Origin of the sequence: Desulfogranum mediterraneum DSM 13871 (assembly GCF_000429965.1) — a bacterium.
Taxonomy (GTDB): domain Bacteria; phylum Desulfobacterota; class Desulfobulbia; order Desulfobulbales; family Desulfobulbaceae; genus Desulfogranum; species Desulfogranum mediterraneum.
In genome coordinates this window covers 211,764-224,865 of the sequence record NZ_KE387004.1, presented here as the reverse complement: position 1 = coordinate 224,865, position 13,102 = coordinate 211,764, and the positions used below count along the sequence as shown (strand labels likewise).

Genomic DNA, 13,102 nt, shown 5'->3' with positions numbered 1-13,102 from the left:
CCTGTAGCGGGGGCACCATCTGTTCGCGTCACAGCCCCTTGAGGTATTTTTTTGAAACATATTTCCCCCCAGATTCTGTTGCTCTCCCTGTTGGCCGCCTTCCCCCCGCTGTCAACGGATATGTACCTGGCTGCCATTCCCCTGCTCATGGAGCAGTGGAACCAGCCCCTGGTGATGGTCAATCTGACCCTGGTCGCCTTCTTTATCACCTACTGCGGTTTTCTCCTGGTCTATGGGCCGCTCTCGGATAAGTATGGACGCAGACCGCCGCTGCTGGCCGGGATCCTGGTCTACATCGTGGCCTGCCTGGCCTGCGCGGCCTCCCAGGGGGTGGAGGTGATGATCCTTGCCAGGGCACTCCAGGGGGCTGGGGCCGCCGCTGCCTCGGCCATCGTCTTTGCCATCAGCAAGGATCTCTATGGCGGGGTGGCCAGACAGCGGGTCTTTATTCAGATCGGGGTGATTGTCGCGGCTGCTCCGGTGATAGCCCCGGTTATCGGCGGCTGGATGATCGCCCTCTTTTCCTGGCGCTGGGTATTTCTGCTCCAGGTGGTCATGGCCCTGATTGCCCTGGCTGGGGTCTGGCGGATGGAGGAACCACTCCGGGAGAAGAATCAGGCCCGGGTGCTGCAATCCTTTGTCAGCTACCTCAGGCTGTTGATGAACGGTCGTTATATGGTCCTGGTCTGTATCCTCTCCATCATCGATATCCCGGTGTTTGCCTTTATCGCCGGTTCCTCGGACCTCTATATCACCCGGCTGGGCTATGATGAACGGCAATTCGGCTACTTCTTCGCCTTCAATGCCATGGCCTTTATCCTGGCACCCCTGACCTTTTCCCGGCTGGCCCGCCTCTATTCCACCCAGCGGCTGCTGCCCTTTGCCTTTTGCGGGATGTTCTGCTCTGCCCTGTTTCTCCTCTGCTCGGCCATTCCCATGCCCTGGCGCCTGACCCTGCCCATGTTTTTTGTGACCTTCTGCTTCTCGTTCTGCCGCCCAGGGGGCAGTAACCTTATCCTGGAACAGATCGATCAGGATGCAGGGGCTGCCTCCTCCTTCATGGTCTTTGCCTTTTTCATCACCGGTTCCCTGGCCATGTGGCTCTTTTCCCTGGACTGGGGAGATAAACTGTTGACCCTGAGCCTGATGAGCGTGGTCCCGGTGCTGACCGCCCTCTTGCTCTGGTTCGGCTGCACCGGTTTTCTGCGCAGGGCAAAGGCGGTGAATTGATGGCAACCCGGCCGGGCGCTTCCCTAATCTGTGGAAATTAAGCTCCGGATGCTTATAGTTGCTACTACAGTACATCTCTGATGGATGGAACAAGAAGACTCAGTTGAGCAGCTCCGGGATTGGCCGATATCTCGATAGTATTCCGGTATCTCTTGGTGGTAAAGCCCCTGGGATGGAAGGGGCAGGGATGATGCCAGAGAAGACAGAAAAGGGTATGGGCCTCCAGAGAGCTGTCTCGGTAGCTGAACGGAGGGCGATACGTGCACACCGGTCAAGACCTTCCTCTCCAAAATTCGGGTCAACCCGGCCCCTGCAATCGCTCCATCTTCCTGTTCGTGCTGTTCTCTATACTTATTTTCGGCCACCCTGTTCTTGCTGACAGCAGCCCAGGGACGGCTGTTCTGGTCGAGGTCAGGGGTGCCATTGCTCCGGCGGTTGCCGATTATTTCGAGCAGTCCCTCAGCAAGGCCCAAGAGGCCAAGGCTGAGCTGGTCATCCTCCAGCTGGATACCCCCGGTGGTTTTGACCATTCCATGCGTCTGATCATCAAGCAGATTCTCAACTCCCCGATTCCGGTCATCACCTACATAGCTCCCGGTGGTTCACGGGCGGCAAGTGCAGGTACCTATATCCTCTATGCCAGTCACCTCGCCGTGATGGCGCCCACCACCAACCTCGGTGCAGCGACCCCCATTCGCGTCGGCGGCCTGCCGGGTATGCCGGAAGAGGAGCCCGGGTCAGATAAAGAGCAGGAGCAGGAACAGGAGACGGTCCCCAAAGATACGCTCCAGCGCAAGATGGTCAACGATGCCGTGGCCTATATCCGGGCCTTGGCTCTCAGGCATGGCCGAAACGTCGAGTGGGCAGAGCAGGCCGTGCGTGAGGCGGTGAGCCTGACCGCCCAAGAGGCCCTGGCCATGGGGGTCATCGACCTGGTGGCCACAAGCCGGGAAGAACTGCTCGAGCAGGCCCATGGCCGAGTGGTGACCATGGAAGGGGGGGCGAGGGTCACCCTCTCCACCAGTGAGCTGCAGATTGTGGCCTACCCCCCTGACTGGCGCACCAAAGTTCTGGCCGTGCTCACAGATCCCAATGTTGCCTATATCCTGCTGCTGCTCGGTATCTATGGCCTGATATACGAACTGGCCAACCCCGGTTTTGTTCTGCCCGGGGTAGTGGGGGGCATCTGCCTGCTGCTGGCACTCTATACCTTTCAGATCCTACCCATCAATTACGCCGGGCTTGGCCTGATCGTGCTCGGCATATCCTTCATGGTTGCAGAGGCCTTTGCCCCGAGTTTCGGTGCGCTGGGGATCGGCGGTACGGTCGCCTTTGTGGTCGGCTCCATTATCCTGATGGATGAAGAGGGGATGCGCATCTCTCTGGTCCTGATCTCCACCATCGCCCTGGCCTCTCTGGGCGGTACCCTCTGGGTCCTGGGGCGGGTTCTTGCTATCAGCAGGAAAAAGGTGCGAACAGGCAAGGAGGAGATGGTTGGCAGTATCGGCCAGGTGATGATGGATTTTAGCGGTGAGGGGCGGATATGGATCAGGGGCGAGTCCTGGAGCGCCGCCTCTTCGACCCCGTTGAAGAAGGGGCAGAAGGTCCTGGTCGTCGCCCAGGACGGGCTGCTGTTAGAGGTCAAAATGGTAGAGGAGGAGACGATATGATTCCCGCCTATGCAACACCCTATCTGTTCTCTGTTATGCTGATCCTTGGTTTTCTCTTTCTTTCTCTTAAAATTGTTCCGGAATACCAACGGCTGGTCGTCTTTTTCCTGGGACGCTTTCAGGTGGTAAAGAAGCCGGGACTGCGGATCGTCCTGCCCGGTATCCAGCAGGCCGTACGGGTTGATCTGCGGGTGATCACAATGGATGTGCCCAGTCAGGATGTGATCTCCAGAGATAATGTCACCGTGCAGGTGAATGCCGTGCTCTACTTTCGGGTCGTTGAACCGGAAAAGGCCATTATCCAGGTCGAGGATTATTACAAGGCCACCAGCCAGCTGGCCCAGACCACCCTGCGCTCGGTGCTGGGCCAACATGAATTGGACGAAATGTTGACGGAACGTGAACGGATGAATGCCGACCTGCAGGAGATCATTGATCAACAGTCCGATGCCTGGGGGATCAAGGTCACCAACGTCGAGATCAAACATGTTGACCTCAATGAGAACATGGTGCGGGCCATTGCCAAACAGGCAGAGGCAGAGCGGGAACGACGGGCCAAGGTCATCCATGCCCAGGGGGAACTGCAGGCCTCGGAGAAATTACTGGCCGCGGCCAAGGTTATCTCGCAAAATCCGCAGGCCTTGCAGCTTCGATACCTGCAGACCCTCAACGACATCTCCAATGAAAACGCAACCACCATTATTTTCCCGCTGCCGCTTGATCTCATTAATAGCTTCATCCCGGAAAGGAGGGATCCTCCTGGCGCTGAGAGGTAAGGCAGGGCCCGGATCATCGACTGCTTGGTTGCGCTTGGTTGCGATAAGGGGGGGGGAGAGCCTGCAGGAAAATCTGCCTTTTCCGTTCAACACTTTTCAACAGAGGGACCTGCAGGCTGCAGAGCGACTACATCCTGATCTTTGATTCGGTCTTCTCCGGTTTCTTTGCCAGGTGATGATAGCGATGGCTGGCCATGTTGGCAAAGCGTAGGATGATCTCTTCCAGATCAGAGTTGTCCCAGATCGATGGATAGTCATCAAGCTGTCGTACCGCCTCACTTAAGAGAAAGGGTGCGTCCTGGCCGGCCTGCAGGCAGATATCTTCATACCTGGGGGTGTACTTGCCTGAAAATACCTGGGCGAGCAACTCCTGCATGGCATAGCTGAAGAATTTTTTTACATCCTCGGTGGATTCGGCAAGGTTCATGTCTCTGCGGAACTTGGGCAGCACTTCCTTCTCAAACTTTGTAAAAGAGTGTTGTGTGGTCATATTGCCGGCCTCCTTTTCATGGTTGCGGTCATTTTCCCTGCAAAGGACCTGGTCGCCTGTTCTGATCTGATACCTAAAAAAAATAAGAGCAACGGACAGAACCGCAATGGCACAATCGTATATTTGTGCTGAGGCGGTCGGATTACAGGGACTGCTGTCCAGGGCGATTTTGCCAGGCAAGGTGGATCGTTGGCCAGCGGTGCAGCGCATTCCGTGGGCCAGGGAGGCAGGGCTCGCGTCTGGCTCCTTAGGCGATCAGCTCTGCTCTTCAGTTGAGGAGACGAAATCAACGATCATTTCCGCAAGCGGCCCGGTTGCACCTGGAGCAAGGATATCGCCGGCTAAGACATGTTGATTCGGTGCCGCTGTATCAGTGTAGGAGATGAGTTTTTTTCTTTTCGAGCCGATCCGTGCAAAGGTCCTTTCAATCGCCTTTGCACTGACCAACTGGTCAGCCGGTGAATAAAGAACCAGCATCGGTTTTTCAATAGAAGCCAGTGGTGAAGAGTTGGTCAGGCGAACCAATCCCATCATGGCCAGGAGGGCTCGGGTGGGAAAACGGTGGGTCCAGTATCGGCGATGACGCGGATTGCACGGTTCCCAACTATACTCCGGTCCGATGATGAGTTCAGCCAACTGTTCCCCCCATGGCCAGGTAAGGATTGGGGAGCGTCTATCGGCAGGTGCAAAATTAGGTGAAATCAGGACAAAGCCGGTGAGCTCTTCGGCCATTGCCTGGCTTGCAAGCCAGGTCGCCGCGGTCCCACCCGTGGAAAGCCCGATAATAATCACTTTTTCGCCCAGGCGTCGGCCAAGCTCTACTGCCTGATAGATATCGTTCAGCCAGGCGTTGACCGTACCTTCCAGCATGGCTTCGCTGCTGCGTCCATGCCCGCTCAAACGGGTATAAAAAAGGTTGGCCCCCAAGGTTGCTGCCACGATTTCAGAGAGGGGGGCCGACTCCTGGCGGCAGGCGGAAAAGCCGTGCAGGTACACCACCGAGTAGGCGGTCTTGACCCCGGCTTCTCCTGCCCAGATAATCGTCTTTTCGGCCCCGGGAACGATGTCCGCGAAGGCGCTTTCCGAGTCCTTCAAGTAGGCATCAAGGTCTTCCGGCAGGGTAATCGGTCGGATGGTGGTATCGATCTCAACCCTTGGTCCTGCAAGGAAAAGAAGGAAAAGAAGAATAAGAACCCAGCCTAGGATACCAAGAGCTGTCAACATTCGTTGTTTCCTCCATGTGCCTTGATCTTGATCGAAAACTCGAAGCGTTCAAAGTACCTTTAAGGCGTCAGGGTAATCACCGGCGCAAATCCCTCATTCCCCAGATGATCCTGAGCGATCATCTCTTTGATGGTGTCGACCAGGTACCTCACAAAGATTTTTTCTGTAAAGGTGGGGATCTTATCCTGGAGATGAACAAGGGCTATCGAGTTAATAATCTCTGACCTCGAGGATTTTATCTGGACAATCTGACCGCTACGAAGTTCAGGGGTGATAAGATGCGAGGCGACAACACCCATGCCGACATGATGTTTAATGGCAGAAATGACGGCCTCATGGCTGTCTACGGTCAGCACCTCTCGAAGGCGGATGTTGGCTTTGGAAAAGTGGTGCTTGAACCACTGTCTGCCGGTTTGCAGGTCTTTGCTGTAGCTGATGAAGTTCTGTTGCGACAAAGAGGTATAGGAGAGGTCTGCCTGGAGGAATTGTTCATAATAGTGTTTTGAGCAGGCCAGGATGACCTCCTCTTCGACAATGGGCTCAAGATGGTACATATCGAGGCTGCCGACATGGGTGCTTTTGGTGAGAAATACGTCCACAAAGGCAAAATCAAGTTGTCCTTTGCGCAGCAGAGGCAACAGCGTCTCCGGAGTTCCAAATTGGAGCGTGAAGGTTACAGCCTGATGCTGTTCCCTGAACCCTGCCACCGTTGGCGGGAGATAGGCTTTTCCGAATTCCTGGGGGGCACCGAGGCGAAGCTCGCCGGCAGGATGATCTTTACCCAGCTCAAGGTCTTTCAGGTAGCTCCCTACATTCAGGATAAAGGGCTGGACGATTTGGTAGAGCCCGTCGCCTGCTGCGGTTGGGATGAGTTGCTTATGGAGACGGATGAACAGCGGACTGCCCACCTCCCTCTCCAGCTTCCGGATGGCCTGACTCACGGCAGATTGACTGACGTGTAAGGCCTCTGCCGCAGCAACCACACTCCCCTGGGTCACAACATGATAAAAAACTTTGAGGCGATCCAGATTTTCAAGCATAAGTATAACTTCAGCTAAGGTTATTTTTATATAATTATACTTATTATTGCCTTACCTCTATAATTGCAAGATCAGAGAATCAACCCAGGTCAAGAGGAGGTGTTTATGCTGGAATCAAAGCAGTACGCATATTATTGGTATGGTCTCGATTTTTCCATTCCCCGGGCGGTCCGTGAGCTGGTGAAGAGGGGGCTGAAGGAGCTGGCCTTCCTGCTGCTCCCTGAAGACACCAGCGGCCAAGAAAAGATGCGCCCCGGGGAAGACACGGCCCGCAGCGCGTTCAAGCTGGTGTTCTGGGCTGTTTTGGCCATAGGCATCTCCCTGGTCCTGGGGCAATTAAACTGAGGCTGAAACAGTTCAGCAGTGGCGGCAGCTCACTTGCCCCCCGAACATGGGTCGGCAGGGCTGCCTGTTGGGGAGAAGCCAGCCCTGCCGCTGGTTGTATCTCCAAGCATAAGGGACCCTGCCCATGGTGCCCGGCATATCGCCTGGGATGAAAGGCAGAGGGGGAAAAGAGTCGATTTTCCCCCTCTGCCCTGGTCGTGCTACAGGACCAGTTCGATCTCCTCGGTGAAACTCGATGAGGTCAGATCCCAGCAGGTGACGATCCCGTTTCTCCACTTGGCCAGTTGGACGCTGCCGTCCTGGGAGACCACGATGGCCATCACCTGATGGAGGGCATTGCAGAGGTGGTAGGCAGAGCGATGCCTGGAGCCGGAGCCTTCGATCTTTTCCAGGGTAACCATCTTGCCCTCGATGTCATTGGCAATGGCCACCTCGGTCAGCTGATCCAGCGAACCCACAATCATCCCGCCAAATCCCACGGCTCCACTCTTGGTGACCACCACTGCCCCGTCCACCGCAGCCAGGCTGGCCACAAACTGTACCTGCTCGTAAAAGGCCTCCTCCAGGTCATCGGTGGACTGGTGGCGCAGGCCCACGTAATCGGACCAGCTGATCAGCAGGTCCGGGTCGTCGGCGTCGGCCAGCAGGGTTGTGGCGGTGGCAATGGTTTTCTGGAGCAGGCTCAGCTGACGGGTGATGGCCTGGTCCTCGAGAAAACGGTACTTGAGCTGGATGTGGGGATTGTCATCGTAGAAGCTGGCCGGTACATCTTCGGGAAAGATGATAAAGGTCCCTCCATGCTGGGCCATCTTGGTGACGCTGATCAGCCGCTTGAGGATCTCGAACTGGAGGATGCCGATGAACTCTTCATCGATTCTGGCCACCGGATAGTCCGCCTCCCGGCGGAAGCTTTCATGGGCGGCCAGCAGCTCTTCACGGGTATCGGCAAAGAGTTTTTTCATCCAGAGTGACTGGAAGACATTGGCCGAGGAATCCACAATCCTGCCGCCGCTGAGTACGGCCAGGGGACGGATGCCGCGGCAGACGGTCAGCATGCCGGGACCGTTCACCTGCACCACCAGGGAGTCGGGAAGCTGGTTGGGTTTTTTGGCGCCGCCCCGTTCCCCCTGGAGCCAGCGGATCCCGGAGTTGATAATGCCCCAGATCTGGAATTCAGACTGCTCGTTATACTCTACTCCGATCAGGGAACGCTCAAAATCCAGGGCCGGCGAGAGGCGTCTGAGTTCGTATTCGTTAAAGGGCCTGGGAGAGGAGAACACCAGCCGTTGGAAGCCGCTTGGCGGTCCCTTACCGGCTGGAAAGGCCTCGGGAGGGAGGATGATCAGGCGGATATTGACCGGGCGGTCTTCTTCCCGCATCATGCTGACCTGGTAACAGGTGGAGAACATGTCTTCCATGGCCTTCTGGTCAGGCAGCAGCCCATGGGCCGGCTGGGGGAGCGGCGGCTCTTTGCCGGACTGGGCCCCCTCCCATTTTTCCATGATCAGGGGGACCAGTTCAGATGGATAGACATGCATGCTGTACCTCGCTGACAGGGGACCGTGGCGTACAGCAGCGGTGGGCTGGTCCGCTGCCTGCCAGGGGCCGGCTAAAATGATGGGGAGAGTATAGCATATCCAGGGAGAATGAGAAGGGAAAGCGGCATGGGGCCTGGCCTTGCCCCTCGGCCGGGGCAGGGGTGCGACACCCAGGGGAGGAATCCCTGGGTGTCGATTGTCTCTTTACGGAGGAAAAATCAGTTTGTTGCAGTCGGTCCCGATTCAGGTCCCGGGGTGCAGCTATCCGGGGTATGCACCGTGAGCTGGGGGAAGGGGATCTCCCAGTTGTTGAGGGTGCAGCAGTCGACGGACCAGCGCTGCAGCGCCCGTTGCAGGCGTGAGCTGATATCGGCCGCCTGACCCTTGAAGTCGGCTATGATCAGCAGATCCAGGGAAGAGGGGCCGGCCTGGAAGAACTCCACCAGGAGATTGAGGCAGTGGCTGTCGTATCCTTCCTCTTCCAGCCGCTCTTCAAGATAAGCCTTGAGGGTGGCCGGGATGGTGGTGGTGACCTGGTCCTGGAGGTCGTAACTTACCCCAAAGGGGACCCGCAGCCGGAAGTTGCGTGAGAGGTTGATCGGGCAGGCGGAGAGGAAATCAGCGGTGGGATAGATGATCCGTTTGCCGCCCCGCTGGACCAACTCCACCTGTTCATGGGAGAGGCTGACCACCCGGGCCCGGGAGGAACTGCCCACCACCACCCAGTCGCCCTTCTGACAGGGGAACCAGGGCTCTTCCTGGTGATAGGGACGAGAACTCATCCCCACCAGGTCCTCGATTGGGACCCGGAGGGAGAGCTCCATGGCGGGGTTTTCCAGGCGACAGAAGACGTTGAGGGAGGCGACCCGCCAGGGCACTCCGTGGAGGGTCAAGCGTTCCCCCTCCCGTACCGAACCGACATTGAGCATCAGCCGACCCTGCTGCCACATCCGGGGCAGCCCCTGGCGAACGGCCCAGATGATGCCGATGAAGAAGATGATGGCCATGCTTAAGAGGAACCAGTCCTCGGCCAGGTAGAGGATATAGAACAGGCCGATCACCGCCAGGATCAGCGAGGCAAAGCGGAAGGTGATGTCCAGTAAGCGTACCTGGAATGAGCGCCTGCCCTCCTTGGCTTGAAGCTTGCCCAGGAGCAGTCGGATGAGCCGATAGAGGAGCTTGCAGGCGATCAGGATGCCCCCAAAGGTGGCCAGGGCGATGATCAGGTAGAATCCTCGGTTCTTGAAGAAGTCTCGCATCGACTGTCGGGAGCTCTCCACCAGGGACTCTTCATCCTCCCTGAGCTGGAGGAGCTCCAGCTCGGTCAGCTCCAGCTTGTTGGCCAGTCGTTTTTGGATATTTATCCACTCCGGCAGCAGTGCTGTCGCCTCTTCACGTACCTTGGGATCACTGCTCTCCTTGCTGACCTGCTGCAGCTGGCTGACCGCCTCGTTGGCTGCAGAGGACAAATTTTTGAGTTCGGCAATGGTATCTTTGAGTCGGGATTTCTGGCGGGCCTTGATGGTGAAGCGCTTCAGCTCCTTGATGGCCGGTTCTGCCAGGCTGGCCATCTCCGCCTTCCAGCTGAAGGTCTCTGGTTTCTTTTCTGCGAAGATGGCCGGCTCCACTCCGGTGGCGATCCGCTCAAAGTCGTTGTCCGACTCGGAGAGCTGCTTGTCCAGGTGGGCGATCTCCTCTTCCAGCTCAGCCTTCTCTGCGGCTGAGCTGCTGTTTTTCAGCTTTTTCTGGCTGATGCTGATCTGTTCCCTGAGGCTGTGCTGCAGCTCCAAAAGGGAGGCCAGCATCTCGGTGGTCTCTCTGGTCTGCTGGACCTGGTTCTGGTCGACCGTTTGGCCCTGTTCCTGAGCTGTCGCCGGGGCAGGGACTGTTGAAGTAGGTTCGCTGGAGCAGACGAGTGCTGGGATGAGCAGCAGCCAAAGGGTGAGGACGTTGATTCGGGTTCGCATGGGCGTCTTGGGGGTGATGGTTTGCGGTGCGGAGAGCGGTCCTGGCTCCTGGCTGGGTCCAGGGAGGAGCGGTTCTCCCCTGAAGGTCCTGTGGCAGGGCAAGAAGAGCTTTGCGTAAAACGCTATGTTTTCAGTAGTATATAGCCGGGGCAGAGGAAATGCATTGTTTTTCTGGTGAAATTGCTGTACTAGATCGATTCTGTGGTTATTGTTTTCCCTGTTTCCCAGGAGATAGGGTGGACGCCAACCACCCTGGGGCCTTGTTTGTGGTCACTGCTGCCACCTTCGGTGTAGGGGCTGAGGGAAGGGGATCAGCGGCTGTAGGCCCTCTTGAAGAAGTTTTTTTTCTACCAATCTCCGTGTGCGCTGGATGATGGCCCCCTTAAGGGGAGGCGCATCGTACACCCACCTTGACCTGATCGAAAAAATCCCACTGTTCAAGCCATCCAGTTTAGTTATCCCAGCGAAATAGCATATTATGGAAAGCCCAGTACGTAACACAGAGGCAGATGTTGCCATCCCCACCGTCCATGTTCCTGATCATCCTGCTGTCAAGGAGATGTCTGCGCAGGAGAAGGCGGCGCTCAAGGAAGAGATCAAGGCGAAGTTGCGGCAGGAGAACGCCGTTCTTGTTGCCCACTATTACACCGACGGTGAACTGCAGGATCTGGCCGAGGAGACCGGCGGCTGCGTGGCCGACTCTTTGGAGATGGCCCGTTTCGGTACCGAACACCCGGCCTCGACCCTGGTGGTCTCCGGGGTGCGGTTCATGGGGGAGACCTCCAAGATCCTTAACAATGAAAAACGGGTACTGATGCCTGATCTTGAGGCCACCTGTTCCCTGGATGAGGGCTGCCCGGCAGACCTGTTCAGTGCATTCTGTGACCAGTATCCCGATCACACCGTGGTGGTCTATGCCAACACCAGCGCCGAGGTCAAGGCCCGCTCGGACTGGGTCGTCACCTCAGGGATTGCCCTCTCCATTGTCGAGCATTTGGCCGCTCGGGGCGAGAAGATTCTCTGGGGACCGGATAAACACCTGGGCAGATATGTCCAGCAACTCACCGGAGTGGAGATGGTCTTCTGGCCTGGTGCCTGTGTGGTCCACGAGGAGTTCAAGTCCGTGGCCCTGGAACGGGCACGCAAACTCCATCCCGGGGCCGCGGTCCTGGTCCATCCCGAGTCCCCCCAGTCCGTGGTCGCCCAGGCCGACGTGGTGGGCTCCACCACGGCCCTGATCAAGGCCGTCGAGTCCATGGACAACAGGGAGTTTATCGTGGCCACCGATCTGGGAATCTTTAACAAGATGAAGCAGCTGGCTCCTGACAAGGTCCTGATTGAGGCCCCCACCAGCGGCGAGGGCGCCACCTGTCAGTCCTGTGCCAGATGTCCCTGGATGGGAATGAATTCCCTGGAGAAGTTGGCCTGGGTATTGAAGAGCGGTGAAAACGAGGTTCAGGTCTCAGCCGAGCTGGCTGCACGGGCCAAGCTGCCCATCCAGCGGATGTTGGATTTTGCCAAGACCTTGAAGAAGTAAGTGAAGGAGTAAGGCCTCTGCCGTCGCCTCCTGCCTGCTAGGAGGCGACGCTTTCCCGGAAGGGGCGAAACCTGCCCCGACTGATATCGATTCCCTGGAGCAGGGTGTCTTGAGCCTGATAGAGGGTGCTGATCAGCCCCTCCTGATTGTGGTTGATGATCAGCCGAAGCGGCACCTGGGCCAGGGTCAGCATCTCAAAATCCGTGTCCGCATCACCGGCCACCATCAGTGGCCTCTTCTTGATCTCCTCTTCTATGACCGCGACCTTGCCCTCCCTGAAGGTGATGGGGTAGCCGGCCTGTTCCTCAACGGTCAACCGATCGTCCGGGGCAAGTTCTACCCGAATGCCGAAAATCTGCGCCAGCGGTACCGGAAAATCGAACAGCCGCACCGCTGTCTGCACCAGCCACTCGGTACTGGCCGAGATCACGTAACAGTCAACCCCCAGGTCGCTTAACCACCGGATCAAGCTGCGCATCTCAGCAAAGGGCTGGATCCCCTGTTTGTAGGAGCTGCTGATGGTGCCGATGGGTGGCGCCAGGGTGGCGCTGACCTTCCTGGTGGTCAACTCCTCTTTGCCGAGTGCTGCGATCACCTCCGAGGTCAGTCTGTCCAGTTCCACGGTGGTAAAGCCGGCCAGCAGTTTGGCCAGGAGGGGCAGCACATATCTGGGCCCCAACTCCGGATCCTTTCTGGCCTGCTCGACAAACCAGAGCAGCAGGGTGGTGAACAGGGGATAGCTCGGCAACTCCCTTGCCTGTTGGTAGTGCTCCGCTTTGATCAGCGGGTAGAGTTGGCTGTAGAGTTCCACCAGGGTGGCCGTGACCTGGCCCATGGGGCGCCCGGCCAGGGTCTGCTTTTCCCGGGGAAGCAGGGAGCTGAAGGTGGCGGGGCTCAGGCGGTAGCGCAGGGTAAAGAGCTGGTAGCGGAAGACCGCCTGGCCAATGTCTCTGAAGATACAGGTGTTGTCAAAGTCGAAGACTGCGACCGGCTGCTGGCAGTGCTCAGGGAGCAGACCCTGGACAGTGCTGTGAATCTGCTCCAGGTTTTCAGGAAACCAGTTGTCTGCAGACACCTCGATCGGCGTCTCTCCTTGGGAGTGGCTCATGGTGGTCGTGTATGCTTGCAAGTGTTGCGGGAAGGTGAGGGCCATATACGCAGTTCCAGATAAAGAACCTGAGTATCATACGATAATCAGCAGACAAATGCTTGGATTTTTTCCAGCGGCCGGCCAGGCTGCCTGGTCGAGCGGGACAAGGCACCGGCCCTCTAAAAAAAAACGGGT

At 57.4% G+C, this 13,102-nt stretch carries 11 protein-coding genes; 5 read left to right on the top strand and 6 right to left on the bottom strand.

Going from position 1 to position 13,102, the window contains the following annotated elements:
- The first annotated feature begins 51 nt into the window (after positions 1–51).
- The 3 genes from G494_RS23945 (at position 52) to G494_RS0115820 (ending at position 3,676) form a co-directional block, all read left to right on the top strand.
- Positions 52–1,230 carry a multidrug effflux MFS transporter gene (locus G494_RS23945; RefSeq protein ID WP_232362580.1) on the top strand — a complete coding sequence of 393 codons (1,179 nt, stop codon included), beginning with the start codon at positions 52–54 and terminating at the stop codon, positions 1,228–1,230.
- Positions 1,231–1,490: 260 nt separating this feature from the next.
- Entirely contained in the window at positions 1,491–2,900 is a 1,410-nt protein-coding gene (locus G494_RS0115825) for an NfeD family protein (RefSeq protein ID WP_208597699.1), read from the top strand.
- A gap of 35 nt (positions 2,901–2,935) precedes the next feature.
- Positions 2,936–3,676 (top strand): slipin family protein, encoded by a 741-nt coding sequence (locus tag G494_RS0115820; protein WP_408608395.1) that lies wholly within the window; start codon positions 2,936–2,938, stop codon positions 3,674–3,676.
- A 127-nt stretch (positions 3,677–3,803) separates the two neighbouring features.
- Here the strand turns inward: G494_RS0115820 and G494_RS27000 are convergent, their stop codons facing one another.
- The 3 genes from G494_RS27000 to G494_RS25685 form a co-directional block, all read right to left on the bottom strand.
- Positions 3,804–4,166, bottom strand: a complete 363-nt coding sequence (locus tag G494_RS27000; protein ID WP_028585298.1) for a hypothetical protein — start codon at positions 4,164–4,166, stop codon at positions 3,804–3,806.
- Between the two features lie 255 nt (positions 4,167–4,421).
- The gene (locus G494_RS0115810; protein ID WP_028585297.1) at positions 4,422–5,390 is read right to left on the bottom strand and encodes an alpha/beta hydrolase; all 969 of its coding nucleotides are present in this window, start codon (positions 5,388–5,390) and stop codon (positions 4,422–4,424) included.
- Positions 5,391–5,449: 59 nt separating this feature from the next.
- Positions 5,450–6,430, bottom strand: coding sequence for a LysR family transcriptional regulator (locus G494_RS25685; protein WP_051305766.1), 981 nt, complete (start codon positions 6,428–6,430; stop codon positions 5,450–5,452).
- A 105-nt stretch (positions 6,431–6,535) separates the two neighbouring features.
- Here G494_RS25685 and G494_RS0115800 point away from each other — a divergent pair, with 105 nt between their 5' ends.
- Positions 6,536–6,775 carry a hypothetical protein gene (locus tag G494_RS0115800; protein ID WP_028585296.1) on the top strand — a complete coding sequence of 80 codons (240 nt, stop codon included), beginning with the start codon at positions 6,536–6,538 and terminating at the stop codon, positions 6,773–6,775.
- A gap of 200 nt (positions 6,776–6,975) precedes the next feature.
- Here G494_RS0115800 and G494_RS23935 read toward each other — a convergent pair whose 3' ends face one another.
- Together G494_RS23935 and G494_RS23930 are read right to left on the bottom strand one after the other, a co-directional pair.
- Complete coding sequence (locus G494_RS23935) at positions 6,976–8,313, bottom strand: putative sensor domain DACNV-containing protein (RefSeq protein ID WP_051305765.1); 1,338 nt, start codon at positions 8,311–8,313, stop codon at positions 6,976–6,978.
- A 218-nt stretch (positions 8,314–8,531) separates the two neighbouring features.
- On the bottom strand, positions 8,532–10,280 hold the full coding sequence (locus tag G494_RS23930; RefSeq protein WP_051305764.1) for a mechanosensitive ion channel family protein: 1,749 nt from the start codon (positions 10,278–10,280) through the stop codon (positions 8,532–8,534).
- 478 nt (positions 10,281–10,758) lie between these two features.
- On the opposite strand from G494_RS23930, the gene nadA reads away from it, so the two are divergent.
- Entirely contained in the window at positions 10,759–11,817 is a 1,059-nt protein-coding gene (nadA, locus tag G494_RS0115780) for a quinolinate synthase NadA (RefSeq protein WP_028585295.1), read from the top strand.
- Between the two features lie 37 nt (positions 11,818–11,854).
- Here the strand turns inward: nadA and G494_RS0115775 are convergent, their stop codons facing one another.
- Positions 11,855–12,925: an HAD family hydrolase gene (locus G494_RS0115775; protein ID WP_161630006.1), complete on the bottom strand. Its 1,071-nt coding sequence runs from the start codon at positions 12,923–12,925 to the stop codon at positions 11,855–11,857.
- Positions 12,926–13,102 lie beyond the last annotated feature (177 nt).